Below are 21,652 nucleotides of genomic sequence, written 5' to 3'. Positions count from 1 at the left end.
CTAATCATTGACGAAACTCCGATGCCTGGGTTCCAAGTAAGAAGCGCGCCGGGTCGCGTTCGACCTTGTCCACCAGACGGTCCAGACTGATGACTAGGCGCTGTGACTCTTCGACAAAACGCGTGAATTGTGACAAGCCGACCCGCAGGAAATCAGACAGTTGGCGGCGGTTGGCCTGCACGATACCGTCAATGGTTCCCAACAGCTCTGAGGCGGATTGGGATGCGCTGAGGATGTCAGCCGAGATATCGTCCAGCCGTTCGGTGACGTTTTTTACGGTCGAGGAAACTTCATTCGCCGCCGTACGGATGTCGTCCATAACTGCACCGACATCTTCGTTTATGACTTTGTTGGCCGAGTCAAAGGCGCGCTCGGCTGAAGTTAGCGTGCCTTTTGCCGTCTCCATCGCGCCGGTGATCGAACCCAGTGTCTTGTTGGCGTTCAGGAAGGTTTCCGAGATTGTTGCCAGGGCAACGTCGGCCTCACCCGACAAGCCGTTCAGGTTGTCGGCCAAAACCGTCACACGCTCGATCAGCGGGCGGATATCTTGCTGTATGACGCGGTCTGCGGTTTCAACCGTGGTCTTTGCGCTGTCTAAAGCAGCGGTCGCAGATTCCGAGGCCGTTTTAACGCTGTTCAGCGTATCCGTTCCTGTTGTCAAAGTGGTTTCAGCTGTATCGGCCAACTTGTCCAATCGATCTGTAAAATCACCAAGTTTCTTGGCCGCACCACCCAGATCTGTTGACAGGTTCTCGAAATCCGTGAGGGTCTTGTTCAGCTTGCCCGACGCCGAGGCTACGTTTTCTAGGATGTCGCTGACCGATTTGCGGTTCTTGTCATCAACCACGGCATTCAGGTTTTCCAGCAGCGTGACGGCCTCGTCCAGCACTTTTGGTGCGCCTTCGAAAAGCGACTGGATCGGGCTGCGTTTGCTTTTGATCACGCTGTTCTGTGGCAGCCGCGTTCCGCTAGCCGATCCTCCGGTTAGCTCGACGTAACTGACCCCCGTTACACCTAGGGAATGCAGTTGTGCGACCGTATCCTCGGTCACCGGGATATCGGCGTCTACCTCAAGCTTGACCCGCACCTTTGACGGATCGTCATCATCCAGTTGCAGCGAGACCACCTGACCGACCGGCAGACCGTTATAGCTGACACCACCCGCGGCCGACAGGCCCGAGACATTGTCGAATAGCACATCATAATAGGCGTATTGCCGCGATACCTCGAATTTGGCGAGCCAGAGGAAAAAGCCAAATGCGCCCAGAATACCCGCAAGGGTGAAAGCGCCGATCAGGATATAGTTCGCTCGGGTTTCCATGGTCTCTACCTATCCTGCCCCTTCTCTTGCGCTGCGCGCGCCCGGGGGCCGGTGAAGTATTCCTGCACCCAAGGATGATCAACTTTGGTCATTTCTTCAATCGGTCCTTCAACCAGAACGCGTTTTTCTGCAAGAACCGCAATGCGGTCGCATATGGCGTAAAGGCTATCCAGATCATGGGTGACCATGAAAACGGTCAGACCTAGCGCGTGCTGCAATTCTCCGATCAACTCGTCATAGGCCGCAGCCCCGATCGGGTCCAACCCGGCGGTAGGCTCGTCTAGGAACACGATCTCTGGGTCCAACGCCAAAGCGCGGGCCAGAGCTGCGCGTTTGCGCATGCCGCCGGACAGTTCCGATGGGAATTTGCCGCAGCTCAGTTGTGGCAGACCGACAAGGCTGATTTTTAAGCTGCCCAAGGCCTGCATCAGCCTTTCGCTGATCCCGGTATGCTCGCGCAGCGGTGCCATGACGTTCTGCAACACGGTCAGCGAGGAAAACAGCGCGCCATCCTGAAACGCCACGCCCCAGCGTTTTTCGATGCGCCGGCGCTCCTGTTCAGGGCCGTTCAACACGTCGACGCCCAGTACTTCGATGCTGCCAGCGGCGGGTTTGTTCAGCCCAACAATTGTTCGCAGCAATACGGATTTACCGGTGCCCGATCCGCCAACAATACCCAGCACCTCGCCACGCCAGACATCCAGATTGAGGTTATCGTGCACCACCTGCGGCCCGAACCGGTTGGTCAGGTGGCGCACACGGATCACGGCCTCTCGCTGGGTGTTGGTGTCCGACGTTTGTTCCAGCACGGTCCCGTCCATATCAGACATCCAACGCCGAGAAGAAGATCGAGAACAGCGCGTCCAGCGCAATGACCATGAAAATGGCTTGTACGACTGAGGCGGTTGTTCTCTGGCCGACGCTCTGAGCCGAGCCCTTGACCTGCATTGCCTGCCAGCAGGCGATCACGCCGATCACCAGCGCAAAGAAAGGCGCTTTGATCATCCCGATCGCAAAGTGCCAGATACCGGTGCTTTCCTTCAACCGGGTCACAAACATGCCGGGGCTGATGTCAAGGTCTATCCAGCTCATCAAACCACCACCGAAAAGGGCAGCCATATCTGAAATGAAGCCAAGGATCGGCAACATGATCAGCAGGGCGAGGACTCGCGGGATCACCAGCACTTCGATCGGGTCCAGGCCCAGCGTGCGCATGGCGTCGATCTCTTCTTGCACCTTCATCGAGCCAATTGATGCGGTAAAGGCCGACCCGGACCGGCCAGCGACGATAATGGCTGTCAGCAGGATGCCCAGTTCACGCAGTACCGAGATCGAGATCAGCTCGACCACAAAAATCTCGGCCCCGAATTGTTTCAGCTGTGTGGCCCCTTGAAAGGCCAGAACAACGCCGATCAGGAAACCCATTAGGGCCACAATCGGGATCGCCTTGAATCCGACCTCTTCCATCTGCGACACCAAAGCGGCCCGTCGCAACCGCCAAGGCATGACGAGGGTTCGGACCAGACGATGCAGTGTCAGGCCCAAAAAACTCAACATCGAGAGCGTGTCTTTCCACGCACCGACGGTACGCTGTCCAATGCTGGCGACCCAGTCGACAAAGCTGGGACGTTCGACTTCGCCCGCGGATTCCTCAGGTATGTTGTCAGCCACGGTCTTCAATAGCGCGGAATGGGCAGGGCTTAGCCCTTCGAACCGGACATCAGCTCCGCCGGTGCGCACCCGCCGTGCCAAATCGGCAATCAGCCATGCCCCGCCGGTATCCAGCGCCTCGACCTTAGATAGATCAAAGGTGACCTTGCCACCCTGTGGCTTTACCGCTGCAAATGCCTGTTCCACTTTTTCCAGAGACTGGGTCAGCATTTCGCCCGAAATACGCAGGCAGATGCCGTCGGCGTCAGGGTCCGAATGTATCATGGGCTGCGTCATGGCCGTATGAGAGGTGAAACCGTGTTGGGCTGCAACGGATTTTTTGCGCACCGCCGGGAATTGCTGCCGCACAATAGCATCAGTGTGACAATTTCGGATCGTCCCGGCATCGACGCAACCGATTGCGTGAATCAAACCTGTTTTTCGTTAAAGTTCAAATTTTTTAGCCTGATCAAAACCCGAGATCAGGAAGTGGTTGCCGGATCGCCCGAAGCGCGCCAATGATCACACCTGAATCGCCTCGGTGGAATCAGGTTAGGTCACATGCAGAAACCCGGAAATGTCCTGTTCATCATCATTGATCAGTTGCGGGCAGATTGCCTGAGCGGCGCTCTTGCGGATCATGTCGATCTACCAAACCTGCGTGCGTTCATGGACGAGGCCGTGACTTTTGATCGGCACTTTTCTGTGACCAACCCCTGCGGGCCATCGCGCGCCTCGATCCTGACGGGTCAATATGCGATGAACCACAGGTCAATTCGCAACGGCACGCCCCTGCGGCATGACACTCCGAATATCGCGACCGAGATGCGGAAAGCCGGGTATCTGCCCATGTTGTTCGGTTATACCGACACTTCCGCTGACCCGCGGGTGTATGATCCGCGTGACCCGATCCTGAAATCCTATGAAAACCCAATGGAAGGGTTTCATGAAGTCATCGAAATGCGGTTGGAGGAGTCCTTTCCGTGGCGGTCGTATCTGATACAGAAGGGGTACGAATTCGACAAATACTGGGACGTTTTCAAACCGGTTCCGCCAAACGGTGGCGCCCCTCGCCTGAATGACCCGGCGCTTTATCGGGCCGAAGACAGCGACACCGCCTTTCTGACGGACGCGTTTCTGAGCAGCATGGCGCCCTTCAAGGATCAGAACTGGTTTGCGCATCTGACGTATATCCGGCCGCATCCGCCCCTGGTCGCGCCAGCGCCGTACAATGACATGTACGATCCGGAGGCTTTGCCGCTGCCGACTGGTTTTACCGAAATAGCTGAAGAAAGCGCTATCCACCCCTTCTTCGGCCCGGCGATGGAGAAGCAATCGGCGCAAGACTTCATCGAAGGGTTTGATACGCTGGATCCCACGCCTGAAAACACACGCACACTGCGTTCGGTCTATCTGGGGCTGGCGACCGAGGTGGACCACCATGTCGGCCGGGTTATCCAGTTTCTCAAGGATAGCGGACAATATGACGATACTCTCGTCGTTATTACTGCGGATCACGGAGAGATGCTGGGGGATCGCCACACCTGGGGCAAGATGACGGTTTACGACGCGGCTTATCATACGCCGCTAATCATCCGGATGCCCGGCAATCAGGATCAGGCGGGAACTGTTGTCACCGTGCCGACTGAATCCATCGACATCACCCCCACAATTCTGGACTGGGCCGGGCTTTCTGTTCCGAACGCGATGGACGGGCGATCCCTGATGCCGCTGCTGCAAGGGCAGGTGCCAGACGATTGGCGCGGCTATTTGTTCAGCGAACTTGATTTCTCGGCACCTGAAAAACCTAGCTTGTGGCAGCAGAAACTGGGCACGGGAAACAGCGACTCGTGCCTGGGTATCTTGCGGGACGATCGGTTTACTCTGGTCGAGTTCGCCGCTGACCTCCCGCCGCTATTGTTTGACCATAAGGGCAAAGGCGAAATGGAGAATGTTGCCGATAACCCAGATTATACGGCCGACCTGGCGCGTCTGGGCCGGATGATGCTGCGGCATCGGATGCGTAACATGGATCACACGCTGTCGCTGTGTTCTCTGACATCCGACGGGGCAAAGACCAAACCGCGATACTGACCCAATCTGTCGCGTCCGTACCCTCTACACCTATGACAGATCCGGTGTTACGCATGTGTTGCGGGGAGGGCAAACTTGGACATTACCGTACAGCACGTAAAAGAAATGACGACCGCCGGTCTGAACCTGATCGGGCAGGCCCTGTCGATCTATGACAGCCAGTTGCGGCTGGTGGTCAGCAACCGACCGTTTCAGGTGATGTTCGATTTACCGGATGAACTGGTCCAACCTGGGGCGCAATTCCACGATACGATCCGCTATCTGGCCGCGCGGGGCGAATACGGCGCGGATGCGGATGTCGAGGCCGTCGTGAACGTGCGGGTTCAACAGGCGCTAACTTTTGAACCGCACTACATGGAACGTGTTCGGGCCAATGGGCGGGTGATTTCCGTCGAAGGGGCTCCTCTGCCAAAAGGCGGCTGGGTGTCGGTTTACACCGATATCACCAACACCAAAAAGGCCGAGGCTTTGTTGCGCGCCCGGTCCGAGGAATTGTCGGGCCAACTGCTGGACCGTGCCGAAGAGCTTTCGGCGACCAACCGAAAACTGGCCGCCACCAACGCCGCATTGGAAGAGGCCAAGCGTCAAATGACCGAGATCGAAGCGCGAACGCGCATGACGACGGAAATGATGCCGGCCCATATCGCGCATCTGGATTCGGACGGGCGCTATGATTATTCGAACCGTCGGCTCAGTTCGGTCATGCCGGGCCGCCCGTCTGAAATTCTGGGCATGCATGTGTCTGATGCTTTGGGGGCCATGGCCTTTCCGCGTGTCAAACCCCACTTACAAAAGGCCTATCGCGGTGAAGCCTCGGTGTTCGAGTTTACCGAAGATCAGGATTCCCGCCGTATTCGTGTGTCGTTTTCTCCGGATGGCGAGGGCGGCGTCTATGTCATGTCGGTTGATATTACAGAGGAAACTCAGGCGCGCGTTGCCCTGCAACAGACCCGACGCCGGGCCATGGCGGCGCAGATGACCAGCGGACTGGCGCATGATTTTTCCAATTTGCTGACGATTATTCTGGGCATGCAGTCGCGGCTGGAAAAGATGGATTTACCCGCCGAAGCGCACGAGCTTGTAGCAGCCACCCAGCAAACCGCCCGCCGCGGCGGTCAGTTGCTGAACAGGATCGCGGACATGACTGGCAACCGCACCTTTCAGCCCAAAGCGACCGACATGCGTGGTCTGCTAGAGGATCTGCGCGTTCTGGCCTCGCCCTCTTTGCCACGCGGCGTGGGATTGTCGGTGGTCAACACACTGCCCGACAAAGCGCTGATGCTGGACCCGGGGATGGTTCAGGACGCTCTGCTGAATTTGGTATTGAACGCGCGCGATGCCTGCGGCGGGTTCGGTCAGATCACCATCAGTGCCCATAAGATCGGCGACATCTGGATCGAGATCGCTGTCTCGGACACCGGGTCGGGCTTTTCCAAGGAAGGGTTGGAAAAGGCGCTGCACCCATTCTTTACCACCAAAGGCAGTAAGGGGTCGGGGCTGGGGCTGCCCATGGTCTATGATACCGTGAAACTTGCAGGCGGAGATCTGAACCTGCGCAATACCCCTTCGGGCGCGACGGTGGCCATGCGTTTGCCTTACCGTCCGGCGCCGCCGAAACAAGAGGGCCTTGTACTGCTGGTCGAAGACAATGACGATCTGCGCGGGCAGTTCCGGGACATGCTGGTCGAACTTGGGTTCTCGGTGATCGAGGCGACCTCGGTCGATGAAGCGCTGGCGCTTACGGCGGATATCGGGGACATCGTGTTTGTGCTGTCGGACATTCGGCTGGAAGGGAAGGGGACCGGTTTGGACCTTCTGGCGCAGCTTAAGCCTGCGTTGCCATGCATTCTGATGACCTCTTTGCCCTATACCGATCCGTTGCATCGGCGGGCACTAACGTTGGCACCGGTACTGAGTAAACCGTTCACACGCCAGCAATTGTCTGCACTGATCCGAACCGAGGCCGCCTGATGACACAACCATTGGTCACTATTGTCGATGATGAGCCCGAAATCCGCCAAGTTCTGACCGACGCGTTGGAAGAGGCGGGCTTTCGCACCCAGTGTTTTGCCCGCGCCCGGGAATTCGAAGCCGCTTTGAAGCGCGTGACGCCGGATGTTTGTCTGGTCGATCTGTCCTTGCCCGACACCGATGGTCTGGCGCTTGTTCACCGGTTGGCATTGGAACAGGGGGCGGCGGTGATCATCATCTCGGGCCGGGCCCAGGTGCAGGATCGTGTAACTGGGCTGGAACTTGGCGCCGATGACTATATCACCAAACCGTTCGACCCCGCCGAGGTCGTGGCCCGCATCCGGGCAAGGTTGCGATCCCCGCGTGCGCAAGTGTCGCAGTCAGACGTGGCGCGTTTCAACGGTTGGACCGCGCATTTTGACCGCTATGTTCTAGAAGATGGAAGCGGGGCGGAAACATCGTTCAGTCATGCGGAAGGCGAAGTATTGCGGATGTTTCTGGAAAGCCCCAAACGCCTGATCAGCAGGGCTCAGATGCAAGAGGCACTAGGCGGTGCCGCAGGTGACAGTTTCGACCGGGCCATGGATGTAAGGATATCCCGGTTGCGGACGAAACTGGGTGAAGATCCCAAAAATCCGCGCCTTATCAAGACGATTTACGGGGCGGGATATATCTTCTTGGGGGATGTCGAGTGGCGATAAAACGCCGATACATGCCTTGCGGTAAGCTTGTTATTTTTGTCACAATGATGAAATAGACAAGTGTTTACAAATTGTTACATGCGAACCAAGCTCAATAGAGAATACCTGATGTCAGCCGGGACACATCGACCGATATATCTGAGCGCTGCCTATGGATTCTTGGCGCAGTCGCGCATAACTAACAGCACCGCGTCCAACCATTGCCGCAAATGTGCGGATTTGGAATAGGGTTGAGACCATGACGACGTCAGGCATCGGAACCGCTGAAGGTTTTGGAGAATAGAATGATCAAAAAAACCTGGGCCAGATGGAAATCCGGACATATTGGCCGTTTGCTCTTCGAAAGCCTTCGAAATCAAGGTTGGCTCTACGGTATCGCAATGGTGGCCATGGTTGGTGTCGCCGGGACGACCGCTGGTACAGCGTGGATGATGGAGAACATCGTCAACGCGATGACCGAGCCGGAAATGCGATCCAAAGTCGGACTGGTCGCTATCGCCGTTATTGCCTTGTTTGTCGGCAAGGCGACTGCTTCTTACATTCAGGCGGTTTTTTTGGCGCGCGCGGGTAACCGTATCATTGCCGTCCAGCAAGAACGCCTCTACGCAAAGCTGATCAAACGCGGTGTTGGGTTTTTCTCGCGCAATGAGTCTTCGGGGCTGTTGCTGCGTGTGACTCAGGGTGCGCAGGCAGCCAGACGGCTGGTTGATGTTGTCGTGACAAGCTTTGTCCGCGACCTGCTGACGTTGATCGGTCTGATTTTTGTTATGATCTATCAACAGCCGATGCTGTCGGTGTTGTTTTTCGTTGTCGGACCGGTTGCGCTCATCAGCGTTCGCATGCTGCTGAAGCGTGTCAAAGCGATCATGCAGTCCGAGATGATGGCACTTTCTGAAATCATCAAGGTTTTGCAGGAAACCTCGGGCGGGATCACGATCATCAAGGTGTTTGCACTCGAAGACCATATGGCGAACCGTATGAACGGGGCTATCCGGACGGTCGAGGAGCGGGCGAACTCGATTTCTAAGTTGCAGGCGATTGCCAGCCCCTTGATGGAACTTTTGGCAGGTCTTGCAATTGCAGGGATTTTGGTAATCAGCGCGATCGGTTTTGGAGACAGTGAGCCAACCTCGGCTGGACAGTTGATGTCTTTTATCACGGCTTTGCTGATGGCTTATGAGCCTGCAAAACGGCTGTCAAAGATGCGCGTTGCGATCGAGACCACACTGGTTCCGATCGGCATGATGTTCGAGCTTTTGGACGAAGAAGACCAAATGCGGGAAAGCCCCGACGCCAAGCCCCTGGTTACGGGGCCGGGTGAAATTCGCCTCAATGACCTTACTTTTGGGTACAAGGGCGACACACCAGTCATTTCGAATATGAACCTGACTTTCGAAGCCGGCAAGACGACGGCTCTGGTTGGTCAATCCGGGGGCGGCAAATCAACAATCTTTGGCTTGATTATGCGGTTCTATGACCCCGATTCCGGGACTGTCGAGATTGATGGTCAGGACCTGCAAGGCGTTAGCTTTGCCTCGCTGCGTCAGAAGATTTCCTACGTTGGGCAAGAGACATTTCTGTTCTCGTCCTCTGTTATGGACAACCTGAGATACGCGCGCCCGGATGCCACCGATGAAGAAGTGATGGACGCTGCCCGTGCTGCCCATGCGCACGATTTCATCACCAAGCTGGAATACGGCTATAATACGCCTGTCGGCGAGAACGGCGCGTTTTTGTCAGGCGGGCAAAAACAGCGGCTTGCCATCGCGCGGGCAATTCTGCGTAAGTCTGAAATTTTGTTGCTGGACGAGGCAACCAGTGCCCTTGATGCGGAATCCGAGACGCTTGTTAAGAAAGCTCTGGACAGGTTGACTGAAAATGTAACGACGATTGTTATCGCCCACCGTTTGTCGACCGTTCTTGAGGCTAACAAGATCGTCGTCATTCAGGAAGGCGAAGTTCTTGAAGAAGGCAATCTTGAGACTCTGATCGAGAATGACGGTGTGTTCCGTCAACTGTTCGACCATCAATTCAAACAGCCCGCGTCCGAAGCGGTATCTTCTGCGCAATAGCGTTTGTGAGACAAAGGGATGCAGTCGGCACAGGCAACGCCTGAGCCGACTTTTCCACGCATTATTCGCGCAAAGCCCGGTCCTTGATTTTGACTACGGGCTGCAGCAGGTACTCTAGAACCGTTTTGCGGCCTGACAGGATATCAACCTCAGCAATCATGCCGGGGATGATTTCGACTGCGACACCATCCGCGTCAAGCATCGCATTACTGGTTTCAATTTCCACAACGAAGACCTCTTCATCATTGCGCTCGGACCGCATGATTGTGTCGGCTCCGATACGCATAATCCGGCCGTCCAGCGCGCCGTATCGGGCGAAATCATAAGCTGTGATCTTGACCTTGACGGATTGCCCGGCATGTAGAAATGCGATGTCTTCAGGCCTTACATATGCTTCGACAAGAAGCGTGTCGTTCAGAGGCACGATCTCAATCAGTTCCTCCCCACTGCGTGCCAAGCCCCCGATTGTGCTGCGATGTACCCGATTGGCGATGCCGCGTACCGGGGATCGCACCTGCGCGCGGTCGGCTCGATCCAGAAGTGCTGGCAAGCTCGGTTGCAGCGCAGCAAGCTCAGCGGTTACCGCCGCCAGATCGGTCAGCGCGGCGCTGCGAAACCGGCTGCGGGTCGCGCGGATGCGATCGTCTATCTCATCAAGTCCGGTTTTCAGGCGGTTGGTGGCGGCAATCGCCCTGGTTTTCCGACCTTCCCACTCGGCCTCACCCCGACGCAGGGTCAAAAGCGTCGTCGCAGGCTCCATCCGTTTTTCTACCAAAGGTTCCATCAACGCGCGCTCCTCGGTCAATAGCCTCAGCGTTTCGTCGGCAGTAATCCGGTCTACAAGGCCTTCTTCATATTCCTGCTGCTTCTGTTCTCGCTGGCGTTCAAGGATGGCGATCTCGGCGAAAAGTTCGGATTGCCGCCCCTGATACAGAGCGGTTTCGGATCGCACGACCTCGGGTGCGCCTTTGATCAAGTCCGGTGAAAATCTCAGGTCAGAGCCGTCGATTTCCGCCTGCAGTCGGTGCGTTTGCGCCATCAGACCGAAAGCGCGTTGCTGTTCCTGGCTGAACTGGCTGTCGATTTGGGTTGTTTCAAATTCCATCAACAACATGCCTTTTTCGACCACTTGCCCTTCGCGGACTTTCAACGATTGTAGGATACCGGGTTCGGTAGCTTCGATCACCTGAACATCGGCCGAAGGTACAATCCGCCCATCTACGCGGGTAACGTCGTCCAACTCAGTCAGATGCGCCCAAAGACCTAATGCGATCAGACACGACGTGATCACCAGCAAGAGCAGCGATCCTCGAATTGGTGAGCGCCCGTGCATCTCGCGCGCGAGCGTGGCGAGGTCAGGATGCTGCGACATTAAGGTGCCTCGCTGCTTTGCGCGCATGTTGAGCGAGCATACTCTTTGGGCCGTCTGTGGTTACACGTCCACCTTCGATCACAATAACCCGGTCCACCAGCTCCAACAGGCTGGTGCGGTGTGTGACAATCACCATCGTGGTGTCCTGCGTAGCCTGTTTAAGACGCCGGATCACCTCCGCTTCGGTTTTCACATCCATTGCACTGGTCGGTTCATCCAACAGCAGAACCGGGGGGCGACCGACTAGAGCTCTGGCCAGCGCGATGGCTTGCCGTTGCCCGCCAGACAGGCCTTCGCCGCGCTCGGCCAGTTGAAGATCGTAGCCGTTGGGATGATGGGCGACGAAGTCTTCAACCCCTGCTACCTGCCCCGCACGGATCAGGTCCTGATCGCGTGGCCTGACGGTTCCGCTATTGATGTTTTCGCGCACTGTTCCGGAAAACAGCCAGATATCTTGCAACACTGACCCGACATTACGACGCAGGTCACCGGGATCAATCTGACGAATATCCACGCCATCCAGCATGACAGAACCAGTGCGTGGCTCATACAATCCAAGCAACAGGCGCGTAATTGTACTTTTTCCGGAGCCGATTGGCCCCAATATCGCAACTTTTTCACCGGGTTCGATCGAAAAGGACACACCCGCCAACGTATCCTCGGTCTGATCCGGATAGGTGAAGTGGACATTCTCGAAACGGATACGCCCGTCGAAGCTATTTCGGCTGATCCAGCTGCGCCCATGCGGCCGTTCACTTTCGGCTTCCATCAACGCATTCAGGTTGCGGTACGCGCTGCGGGCCTGATTGACGCGGGTCAGGGTCTGAGCAAGTTGTCCCAGCGGCGCCAGAGCCCGCCCGGTCAGCATCACTGAGGCAACCAGAGCCCCCATGCTTGCCTGACCATCGGTAATCAAAAACACGCCGTAGAAAACGATCAGAACCTGAGCGGCTTGCTGGGTGAAACCGGTCAGGTTCAGGGCGAACTGCGTCACCATGCGGCTGCGCGCACCGTGTGAAGATTGACGCTCGATCGCATTTTCCCAGCGGGTACGCATTGGCCTGGCCGCCGCCGTGGTCTTTATTGTCTCAAGTCCTGACACTGTTTCCACCAAAACAGACTGCTTGGATTGCCCGTCCGAAAAGCTCTTTTCAGCTAGGCGCGACAATACCGGTTGTACGGCTACGCCAGTTAGCAACACTAGCGGAACCGCAAGCGCAGGGATCAAGGCCAAAGGCCCACCGACCAGATGAATGACAAAGACAAAAAGGGCAATAAACGGTAGGTCGACCAATGCGACAAGTGTTGCTGAGGTAAAGAACTCTCGCAGGGTTTCGAACTCACGCACGGTGCTGGCCATTGCGCCAGTAGATCCGGTGCGGGACTTCATCCGGATGTTCAGCACCTGATCGAAAACGCGCCGCCCCATCTGCAAGTCAGCCTTTTGTCCGGCACGGTCTATGAACCCTGCGCGCAAGAGTTTCAAAAGGAAATCAAAACCCAACGCCAAGCCGACCCCCAAAGTCAGAGCGATCAGGGACTCCGTCGCCTCGTTTGGTAACACGCGGTCATAGACGACCATGATGAAAATCGAAGTGGACAGGCCCAGCAAGTTTGCCAACGCCGCAGCCAGGATCACCTGCGTATAGGACCACCGGTTTGCCGTCATTGCCGACCAAAACCAATGGCCCGAGGACGCGGGCTCATCGCCCGTGACCTCCGCCCGATGGTCGCGGCGAAACAGGATTGCATATCCGGTGTAAGTGCGGTCCAGCTTGTCGGCGGAAATTTCGCCGATCCCGTCTCCGAGGTCCGGGTCGAAGACCAAAAGGTTTCCGTCGCTTGTTCGACCGTGGAAGATAACAGCTTTTTCGCCCTCCAAAATCAACAGCGCTGGTGAGAGGCTCGTGTCAAAATCCTTTAGCTTGCGTTTGCCATATCCGGCTTGAAGCCCAGCGTTTTGCGCTGCTTCAATGGCATCGCGAAGGGTTAATTCCCCCGCCGGCCCTGTTTGTACAGCGTGCAGGGCGGCCATGGTCAAGGGACGGTCCAATTGCGCCGCGACATGCAAAAGACAAGTCTCGAGCGGAGGCAACGAAGGCACCCGTGAAATTGGCAAAAGCTGATTCATAGGCCGTTCCCCCATTGCACTGTTGAAACCCCCAGCAGATCTAGAATATCGCCGGTTAAGCTCAACGCGGCGTAGTTGGTCAGGAAGAAGTTTTGCTCCGCCAAAATCAGTCTCTCCTGAGCGTTTACGTAATCCCGTTGCGCATCCAAAATTTCGATCAGGCTGCGTCTGCCGATGGTGAATTGTTCGCGTGCGGCGGTCACGCTGTCGGCATTGGCTTGCACGGCAACCCGGGCAGCCTGCAGACGCACTGCACCGGCTTGTTGATCAGATCGGACGAACTCCAATTCACGGCGGATGTCGCGGATGACTGAATCCCGGTTGAATTCCGCCTCTTTGACCTGCGCCTCCGCCGCTGCGATGGCGGCTCGGCGTTGCCCGGTACTGTCGATTTCGTAGTTGAACGACAGATCGACACCGAAATTCGCGTCATTGCTGTCATCCCGGTCGGCAAAAGCTGCAATTTCAACGCCTGGCTGACGGCGCGCAACTGCAGCTGCCTGTTCTGCTTTTGCCGACAGCAGGGCTGCATCGGCTCGTCTAACCTGTGGGCTGTCCATCACGATCTGGGCGTCAGTCCGCGACAGTTTCGGCGCAGTGACAGGTGGCGGAAGCGCCCCGGGCTCCTTACCAAAGAACTCACGATACTGGGCATCTGCCCGGTCCAAGCGCGCCCTTGCATCTGCCAACCGTGTCTGCGCATCCGCCATACGAGAGCGCGCCGATAGAACATCCGCGTTCGACCCCACACCCTGTGCCGAGCGTTCCGTGATCTGGCGCACCAGCTCTTCATGAACCGATACATTTTGCAACGATATTTCCAGAATTTTCCGTCGGTCCAGAACTACGACATATGCCTCGATCGCCGACAACGCCACGGCCGACGCCGTTTGCAACTGATCTCCGCGGCCTTGTAGTACTCGGGCCTTCGCCGCAGCCAGATCATTTGACGCAGCCCCCCCGTCGTAAACCAATTGCGATATGCGCAGGTAAGGGGTGATATCGGCAATATCCGAGTCGATACGTTCGGATCGCGCGTTTACGCCTACTGACAGCCGAGGCAGAAAGGCCCCTTTGGCAGCTTCCTCGTTAGCCGCGGCAATCTCCAGTCTCGTTGCACTTTGCGCCAGGTCCGGGTTTGTTTCCACGGCAGCTCTTATCTGCTTGCCAAAGGCGCTCTGCGCGAGCCGAGGTGCCGGTACACTTGCACCGGCCCCGACGGATCCGCTTGATAGAGACATCCCAACCCCGGTCAGATCCGGTGTCGGCGTGCAGGCCGACAGCAGGGCGGCAAACAAGAAAAAAGGTGCAAATCCGAGACTGCGATTGAATATTTGCATAGGTGTTTCACACCCCACTGGTTCCGAGGACTTCGTCATTCTGCGCGTTGGCCATTGCAGAAAGAAAACCGGAAATATCTGAATTTTCGGTGTATTTCTTCGTTGATGCTTGCTTGGCCAACTGTTCCTGCGCCCGTGTCAGCCATGCGATATGGCAAAGCGAGATCTGGTGGGCGTGGATCAGCAAAAATGCGTCAGACTCAAACAGTTTCAGTTTCTCAGCCTGAGGCAGTTTCTTTAGTCGTGGCGTTGAAATGCCCAAGGTCCCATACGGCAATGTAAGCCCGTGATGAGTGTCGACGGGTTCAAAAAGCTCCATGGCCTTGAGTGTTTGGCAAAGCTCTAAGGTCGATGCGCGCGCTGTAACACGGGTTTGAAGAAAGCGCTGCACTTTCCTCAATTCTGGTGACAACTTGCCAGCCTCGTCAAAGAACGGCTCGTCTGTAGGATTGCTGCTGAGCAATCCTGATGCTTCATCCACATTCAACTGAAACAGGGTTGATCCATCGGGCGCGTTGGGTCCAAGGGGCTGTGCCTGAAAAGGGTGGCATCGCAGATCCGATGGTACATAGGTTGCCAACCACTGTCCTGCCTGTGAAACGAAAGGTGTAGGCATTTGGTCTGACAGGGAAAAAATGGCCCTTGGCTCGACGCCTTCGCCGTTTTCCCTGAACACAATCGGAAATGTCGCAGCAATCTGCGAAACCTCCTGCATCACAATTGAACAGTCAGTTCGATTGGCTGCAAATTCGTAAGAGGTGAAACGTCTCCAGTACTGATGCCCGTGCCGTGCAGCAGTGACTGGGACCAGGCCATTCTGCGCCATTGTTGCCCCGTGCATTTAGTTATGGCTGCCGACCAGAGCGACCGGCAGCCTGTTTAGTGATCAGGCCGTTGCCCCCGTCGGATCGGTATGCAGGATGTTGTCAGCGCTCAGACCGGTCAGATCATCCAACCCAGTGAACTGCGCGACGGTTTCAACCGATGCCGCGTTCGGAGCGTTGTAGTCAACTTTAACCAACACACTGTCGGTACCGTCGGTTGCCATCACGAAGATTTCGTCGCCTGCCTGAATGCCGGTAAAGCTCTCAACCGCAGTTTCGATTGTGTTTTGAGACAAATCGCCCAGAACCGTTGTCAAGCCAACGACGCCGGTATCCGCCCCAATCGTATCGCCAACGGCCAGAGTCTCAACATCTGTTCCATTACCGTGCAGCGTACCGACGCTCAGGCCGCTGAACATAATGGCATCGGTTACCTCGGCTGCTGGTCCAATTGTGAAACCTGTCACCGTGTCGATACCGTTGGCGGCCGGGTCCGCCTCGAATACGACAATGTCACGTCCAGCAGCCGAGACATCAATCGCATCGTTGCCGTCCTGTCCGCGGATGATGTTGTCGACGTCGGTTGCGACCAGCGTATCATCACCATTGGTGCCTAGATGGAAGACAGAATGCCCGCCTAACGATGTTGCGACCGTCAGCTCAATGGGTTGGCTTGTATCCACGACCGTCATGTCGAAGGTCATCACAGGCTGGCTCAGGTCAATCACGGGGTTAGTCCCATCAGGGATACCTGAGATGCCAGAGTACCGGATCACCGAAGCCCCAAGCGGGTTCGCAACCAGACTGATCAGGCCACTACCACCGGTCTCAGACCCGAGATCGTAGGTCACAACGGAAGGGTCGAAGCCCAGATTCATGGCAAGGGCGAAGCCGCCTGAGATATCCGTGTCGGAATCCGCGTAAACCGCGAAGGTCACAGTGTTTCCGGAAATCCCGGCCTGGGTGATGACATAGGCCGCAGGTTCGTGCGCGGTGTTCTCATCAGTCGCCGTTATGGGGTCCGGCCCGCCGGAAACCGTTGCATCCGCCGAGAAGTTAAGGGCATCGCCCCCATCAATGCCTGAGAAATCCGAGGCGGGAACAGCCAAAGACCAACTGCCATCGGCTGCCACAGTTGTACTGCCGATCGGGCTGCCGTTAAGCGAAACATCAACCGACTGGCCAGTGCTCAGGCCAGCTGATGTTCCAGAAACGGTTACGCCAGAAGCCTGGGCGTCAGTCAGCGATACAGAGTTGTTCGTACCGACGGGGTTCACTGTCAGGACCGGGCGGAAGTCCGTGGTCAGAGTGGTCGTGGCCGGTGTCGCCGCGTTGCCGGCCTGATCTGTTACACTTGCCGAGATCGGATAGCCGGTGCTGTCTGACAGAGCGGCCAGATCGACTGTCGGAACAGTCGCGGACCATGTGCCGCCAGACGCGACACCGGAATAGGTCTGGCCGTTCAGGGTGACGGACACGGTTTGCCCGTCTTCGGCGTTTGTGGTGCCCGTGATCGTCAGGTCGTTGCCCTGTTCGGCCACGTCCAGTTCAGAGCCCACTGACAGAGGGTCGAGCGTGACTGTCGGGGCAGTGAAGTCGGTGTCAAAGCCTGCATTGCCCTCGGCACTGTTGCCCGCCGGATCAGAGACCGCCGCGTTCACGTCGTATGACACGCCATCCTGCAGCGCGCCCAAATCCGATGCTGGTGCTGTGTAGCTCCAGGTGCCGCCGGTGACCGTGGCGGTGCCAGTGACGTCCACTGTCCCGTCCGGGCGAGCGATTTCGACAGTGACCACTGTGCCATCTGCGGCGTCAGAGGTGCCAGTCACCATCAGGTCCGTGCCCTGTTCCACGGCGTTCATCACAGCACCATCAGACAGGTTTGTGATGCTCACGGACGGGGCGGTGAAGTCGGTATCAAAGCTGTTGCTGGCCTGAACCGCCGGGTTCCCCGCCTGGTCCGTCACATCTGCGGTAACCGGAATGGTGGCCCCGTCCGACAAGGCTGCCAGATCCACGGCGGGGACGGTAACGGACCACGCGCCGCCCGATGCTGCGCCAGTGTAGGTTTGGCCGTTCACCGAAACGGTCACGGTCTGCCCATCTTCGGCGGTGGTCGCACCTGTGATGGTCAGGTCCGTGCCCTGCTCGGTTACGTTCATCACCGCCCCGTCCGAGAAGCTGTCGATTGAAAGGGTTGGGGCCGTCACATCCTTGGCCAAAGGGACATTCGCCTGAGGGGCGGCCAGACCATCTGTATCCGAGACATCCGCGGTCACGGTGAAACTTCCCCCGTCGGGCAAAGCTGTCAGGTCGGCGGTCGCGACCGTCACACTCCAGGTGCCGCCCGAAACGGTATCGGTGTAAGTTTGTCCATTCAGATTGACCGTGACCTGCTGGCCGTCCTGTACGTTGCCGGTCGTGCCCGAGATGGTCAGGTCAGACCCTACTTCGACCGCGTTCAGAACCGCGCCGACGGACAACGGAGAAATGGCGATGGAAGGGCCGGTCAAATCAACCGGGACGGAGGCCGAAGCCGGGACTGAGATGTTACCAGCCGCATCCGCAACGGTAACGTTGAAGGTTGCGGGTACGCCGGTTGAAAGGCCAGCGAGATCGGCGCTGGGTATAGTCACGCTCCAACCGCCGCCAGTGGCCGTGGTCGAGTAGGATTGCCCATCGAACGTCACGCTGATGGGCTGGCCGTCCAGCGCTGTAGTCGATCCCGTCAACGTCAGGTCAGCACTGACATCGATCAACTCAATCGACCCACCGGCAATTGGGTCCAGTGAAATTGTTGGCGCGGTGAAATCCGTATCGAAGCTGGCATCGGCTTGCGTCGCCGGGTTGCCCGCCTGATCGGTGACGTCTGCGGTGAGGGCAACTGTTGCGCCGTCCGGCAAGACCGTCAGCCCTACGGCTGGGACCGTTACGCTCCATTGGCCACCGGTCACCATGCCTTCGTAGACCTGGCCGTAGATATTGACGGTGACGGTTTGGCCGTCTTCAGCCGTTGTCGTGCCAGTAATGGTCAAGTCTGTGGCCTGTTCAGCCGCGTTCATGACCGCGCCATCAGAGAACCCCGAGATTGTAAGGGTCGGCGGGGTTGTATCCACATCGAAGGCGACCGTCTCAGACGACAGTTCCGTACCTTCGCCATCCAGATTGCGGATTGTTACGGTTTGCTCACCCTGCGGTAGGGTAGCGGCTTCGGTCGGGGTCAGGGAAATACTCCAGGACCCGTCAGCTTCGGGCGCTACGGTCTTGGTGATCGAGCCGATGGTCACTTCGACCGTTTCTGTGCCTGCTGGCGCAAAGAGCTGCATGCTGCTGCTGCTCAACGTGTTGGTTTGCGAACCGGCGAGGTTGAGAACGGGATTACTTGGAACAGGCACTGGTGCGGGTGCTGGCGCCGGGGCGATATCGTCCTCCCCTCCACCCCCTCCGCCGCCACCGGCAGCGGCTGCGGCACCTGCCAGACCCAGGCCGCCCAGGGCTGCGCCAGTTCCACTGATTCCTCCGATTGCAGCGGCACCGCCGGCTTCGGCCAAACTGAACTGAGCGATTTCGGATACGACGCCTTCGGCAATCATGACTGCACCGCTGTCCAGCACCTGCACGTTCTCGGCAGCAACGACCAGTTTTCGGCCATCGGCCAGCTTCAGAAGAACGTCGCCGTCGTCCAGCACCTTAACCGACCGCACTCCGGGAATCGTTTCCGCGAACTGGAAGGCATAGAGCTCTTCGACAGTGGCTTGCGCCAGGGCAGGCAGAGCCAGAATTGTCGACCCGAGCCCACCGGCAATGCCGCGACCGGCCCAGCGGCGCATTTTCCCGTCGATCCACTGGCGGATATTCTGTCGACGCTCGAAACCAGGCTGCTCAGCGGCCGGATTGATCTTGGATTCAGGTTCTTTGGTCATCTTGCCCTCACATGTGGTTTCCGCATCCGCGCGAGGGGTCCAGGTTTTGTTCATCTGTCTTGCCCCTTGGTGACTCATGCGGTCGGACCAGAAAAAATTGAGTTAAACTGAAGCCGAACTCCTCGTTTTCTCCACATTCCCGCTTTGGTTTCGGACCGGGCATCAGATCATCCTGTAGTCGGTGCCAGTTTTGGCGTGGGGTGATTTGATATGGTGCTTCAGTTCGAAGGAGTGGTTGCGACGGGGAGCGCAGCGCTCGATTCAGGTATCGGCGATACGGCTTTAAAAACGCTTAATGGCGAAACGTATCTGTACAGCGTGACCGGCCCTGGCGGCGGAATAGCGGTGTGGAAGCTGGTCGAGGGCGCTCTGCCCCAGTTTCATGATTACGAGTACTTCAGCGGTACGATCACTTATCAGGTTGGCGACAGCGCCGTGCCTGTGGCGCTGGCAGGTGACGATCAACTTGTGCTGGATGTCCGTACGGCAACCGGGCTGGTTGGGTATGAACTGAACCCGAACGGGACCGTGGGCGCCTTGCAAGAAACCGATTCTCTGACCGGTGGCGGGGACATCTCGGCCCTGGTTCAGATCGGGAATGTGCTGACCATCGCTCATGAGGCAACAGGGCAGATTGCGACCTATACGGTGAATGGGGATGGCTCGCTAAGCCTGGCAGCTTCGGTCACGGGACGGGCGGATTCGATGCAGGTGCTGCAGGCCGGAACCGGGCAATTCGTGATTACCGCCGATTCCGTCAGTGGCACCATCAGCACCCTCGGTGTAGATCAGGGTACCGGCACCCTGACCACGGTTGATAACAGCGACACACTGGCGACACTGGGAATCGCGACGCCGACTGCGGTTGAAGTGGTGCAGGCCTATGGTCAGTCCTGGGTGGTAGTGGCGGGGGCGGGCAGCAACTCTCTCAGCGTGATGGAACTGGCGGCTGACGGGCGCTTGATTGCGACCGATCACGTTTTGGATTCGCTGCACACGCGGTTTGAAACTGTGCAGGATCTGGCCGTCGTCGAAGCCGACGGGCATGTGTTTGTCGTGGCGGGTGGTGGTGATGACGGTGTAAACTTGTTTACACTCACGCCGAAAGGCCAGCTGGTGCATTTGGACAGTTTCGCCGACACCGTGCACAGCGGTCTGCAAAACGTCGAAACGCTGAGCGTCGCCCGTGTCGGCGACGAGCTGCAGATTCTAGTCGGATCGCAACAGGATGCGGGGCTGACGCAACTTAGCGTTTCGATCGACGATCTGGGTATCGTGCAGGACGGGTACGGTACGGTGACTGGAACGGCGCAAAATGACATGCTCAGCGGTAGCATTCTGGACACTACCCTGATGGGCGGCCCAGGGGATGACATTCTGATCGCAGGAGACGGGGCAACCACGATGCACGGTGGAGCCGGAGCAGACATTTTCATCATGCAGTATGGCAGCGACACGACGACGATTAATAGCTTTCAGGCCGGGGTCGATCGTTTGGATCTTTTCGACTATCCCCTGCTGCGCACGCCCGGACAGTTGACATTTACCGCCACCGCTCAGGGGGCGCAGATCGAATTCATCGACGAAGTGATCGTCATCAACTCTGCGTCCGGTGGACCTCTTACCAGTGCCGAAGTGTTCGGGGCTGGTTTCGGTGGACCAGATCACATTCCGGTCGACTTCGGGGATTTCGCTCCGGTCGAGCCTGGCAGTTCGGGCGGGGTTTTGGGCGATGTTTCGATAAGTTCGGAAACCGCGAACCCTGCGCTAGCCGATGCTGAAATTCACTTCACCCCGGACGGAGGAAGCACCATCAGTGTTCTTGCGGATGACGAAGGATATTTTGATCTGGGTCTGCCGTCAGGCACGATTGAGGGCGAGCTGGATATCGTCAAATCCTATTCGCTGGCCAGTGATAAAATCTCGGCGTTGGACGCCTTGCAGGTGCTGCGGATTTCAGTCGGGCTCGACCCTATATGGGGCCCGGCGACACCGGAAAACCTGATTGCGGCAGACGTCAATCAGGATGGAATAGTCAATGCTTTAGACGCTTTGGAGATCCTCAAGCTGTCCGTTGGCCTGCCAACCGCGCAGGATGCGAAATGGGTTTTCCTGGACAAGGACGCCGACCTGTCCGGGATCACGGAAACAGATGTCAGTTACGAAACCGGTGTCGACGTGACCGTGGTTGACAATGTCATTACTACCGACATGACTGCAATCTTGCTGGGCAATGTAGAACAAGTCTGAGAA

13 protein-coding genes are annotated in these 21,652 nt (G+C 57.4%); 5 read left to right on the top strand and 8 right to left on the bottom strand.

The window, feature by feature from the left end; translation table 11 throughout:
* Positions 1 to 4: 4 nt before the first annotated feature.
* From ACXAGD_RS20275 to ACXAGD_RS20265, 3 genes are read right to left on the bottom strand one after another with little or no spacing between them, the layout of a single operon-like run.
* A complete protein-coding gene (locus tag ACXAGD_RS20275; RefSeq protein ID WP_475213403.1) occupies positions 5 to 1,321 on the bottom strand; it encodes an MlaD family protein in 1,317 nt (438 codons plus the stop codon).
* Between the two features lie 5 nt (positions 1,322 to 1,326).
* Positions 1,327 to 2,142: an ABC transporter ATP-binding protein gene (locus ACXAGD_RS20270; protein ID WP_475213401.1), complete on the bottom strand. Its 816-nt coding sequence runs from the start codon at positions 2,140 to 2,142 to the stop codon at positions 1,327 to 1,329.
* Position 2,143: 1 nt separating this feature from the next.
* The gene (locus tag ACXAGD_RS20265) at positions 2,144 to 3,256 is read right to left on the bottom strand and encodes an ABC transporter permease (protein ID WP_475213399.1); all 1,113 of its coding nucleotides are present in this window, start codon (positions 3,254 to 3,256) and stop codon (positions 2,144 to 2,146) included.
* A gap of 276 nt (positions 3,257 to 3,532) precedes the next feature.
* On the opposite strand from ACXAGD_RS20265, the gene ACXAGD_RS20260 reads away from it, so the two are divergent.
* The 4 genes from ACXAGD_RS20260 (at position 3,533) to ACXAGD_RS20245 (ending at position 9,809) form a co-directional block, all read left to right on the top strand.
* A complete protein-coding gene (locus ACXAGD_RS20260) occupies positions 3,533 to 5,065 on the top strand; it encodes an alkaline phosphatase family protein (protein ID WP_475213397.1) in 1,533 nt (510 codons plus the stop codon).
* Between the two features lie 105 nt (positions 5,066 to 5,170).
* Positions 5,171 to 7,036 carry a hybrid sensor histidine kinase/response regulator gene (locus tag ACXAGD_RS20255; RefSeq protein ID WP_475213494.1) on the top strand — a complete coding sequence of 622 codons (1,866 nt, stop codon included), beginning with the start codon at positions 5,171 to 5,173 and terminating at the stop codon, positions 7,034 to 7,036.
* On the top strand, positions 7,036 to 7,737 hold the full coding sequence (locus tag ACXAGD_RS20250; RefSeq protein WP_475213395.1) for a response regulator transcription factor: 702 nt from the start codon (positions 7,036 to 7,038) through the stop codon (positions 7,735 to 7,737). Before ACXAGD_RS20255 ends, ACXAGD_RS20250 begins: the two co-directional genes overlap by 1 nt.
* A gap of 284 nt (positions 7,738 to 8,021) precedes the next feature.
* Positions 8,022 to 9,809, top strand: coding sequence for an ABC transporter ATP-binding protein (locus ACXAGD_RS20245; protein ID WP_475213392.1), 1,788 nt, complete (start codon positions 8,022 to 8,024; stop codon positions 9,807 to 9,809).
* 61 nt (positions 9,810 to 9,870) lie between these two features.
* On the opposite strand, the gene ACXAGD_RS20240 is transcribed toward ACXAGD_RS20245, so the two are convergent.
* From ACXAGD_RS20240 to ACXAGD_RS20220, 5 genes are all read right to left on the bottom strand, one after another.
* On the bottom strand, positions 9,871 to 11,181 hold the full coding sequence (locus ACXAGD_RS20240) for an HlyD family type I secretion periplasmic adaptor subunit (protein WP_475213390.1): 1,311 nt from the start codon (positions 11,179 to 11,181) through the stop codon (positions 9,871 to 9,873).
* Complete coding sequence (locus tag ACXAGD_RS20235; protein WP_475213388.1) at positions 11,165 to 13,312, bottom strand: type I secretion system permease/ATPase; 2,148 nt, start codon at positions 13,310 to 13,312, stop codon at positions 11,165 to 11,167. Before ACXAGD_RS20235 ends, ACXAGD_RS20240 begins: the two co-directional genes overlap by 17 nt.
* Positions 13,309 to 14,460, bottom strand: coding sequence for a TolC family protein (locus ACXAGD_RS20230; RefSeq protein ID WP_475213386.1), 1,152 nt, complete (start codon positions 14,458 to 14,460; stop codon positions 13,309 to 13,311). The genes ACXAGD_RS20235 and ACXAGD_RS20230 overlap by 4 nt, the downstream gene beginning before the upstream one ends.
* Positions 14,461 to 14,659: 199 nt before the next feature.
* Positions 14,660 to 15,478, bottom strand: a complete 819-nt coding sequence (locus ACXAGD_RS20225) for a SapC family protein (protein WP_475213383.1) — start codon at positions 15,476 to 15,478, stop codon at positions 14,660 to 14,662.
* A gap of 60 nt (positions 15,479 to 15,538) precedes the next feature.
* Positions 15,539 to 19,453, bottom strand: a complete 3,915-nt coding sequence (locus tag ACXAGD_RS20220; protein WP_475213381.1) for an Ig-like domain-containing protein — start codon at positions 19,451 to 19,453, stop codon at positions 15,539 to 15,541.
* Positions 19,454 to 19,717: 264 nt separating this feature from the next.
* On the opposite strand from ACXAGD_RS20220, the gene ACXAGD_RS20215 reads away from it, so the two are divergent.
* Positions 19,718 to 21,649 (top strand): dockerin type I domain-containing protein, encoded by a 1,932-nt coding sequence (locus tag ACXAGD_RS20215; RefSeq protein WP_475213379.1) that lies wholly within the window; start codon positions 19,718 to 19,720, stop codon positions 21,647 to 21,649.
* Positions 21,650 to 21,652: the final 3 nt, after the last annotated feature.

Source organism: Ruegeria sp. ABF4_144, assembly GCF_056160045.1.
Note: the sequence above shows the minus strand (reverse complement) of the source record. Positions and strands in the feature narration are given on the sequence as shown.

Bases quoted from the DNA above. Each gene is read 5' to 3' on its own strand.
- ACXAGD_RS20275 (WP_475213403.1), bottom strand. From the start codon at position 1,321: ATGGAAACCCGAGCGAACTATATCCTGATCGGCGCTTTCACCCTTGCG.
- ACXAGD_RS20270 (WP_475213401.1), bottom strand. From the start codon at position 2,142: ATGGACGGGACCGTGCTGGAACAAACGTCGGACACCAACACCCAGCGA.
- ACXAGD_RS20265 (WP_475213399.1), bottom strand. From the start codon at position 3,256: ATGATACATTCGGACCCTGACGCCGACGGCATCTGCCTGCGTATTTCG.
- ACXAGD_RS20260 (WP_475213397.1), top strand. From the start codon at position 3,533: ATGCAGAAACCCGGAAATGTCCTGTTCATCATCATTGATCAGTTGCGG.
- ACXAGD_RS20255 (WP_475213494.1), top strand. From the start codon at position 5,171: ATGACGACCGCCGGTCTGAACCTGATCGGGCAGGCCCTGTCGATCTAT.
- ACXAGD_RS20250 (WP_475213395.1), top strand. From the start codon at position 7,036: ATGACACAACCATTGGTCACTATTGTCGATGATGAGCCCGAAATCCGC.
- ACXAGD_RS20245 (WP_475213392.1), top strand. From the start codon at position 8,022: ATGATCAAAAAAACCTGGGCCAGATGGAAATCCGGACATATTGGCCGT.
- ACXAGD_RS20240 (WP_475213390.1), bottom strand. From the start codon at position 11,181: ATGTCGCAGCATCCTGACCTCGCCACGCTCGCGCGCGAGATGCACGGG.
- ACXAGD_RS20235 (WP_475213388.1), bottom strand. From the start codon at position 13,312: ATGAATCAGCTTTTGCCAATTTCACGGGTGCCTTCGTTGCCTCCGCTC.
- ACXAGD_RS20225 (WP_475213383.1), bottom strand. From the start codon at position 15,478: ATGGCGCAGAATGGCCTGGTCCCAGTCACTGCTGCACGGCACGGGCAT.
- ACXAGD_RS20220 (WP_475213381.1), bottom strand. From the start codon at position 19,453: ATGAACAAAACCTGGACCCCTCGCGCGGATGCGGAAACCACATGTGAG.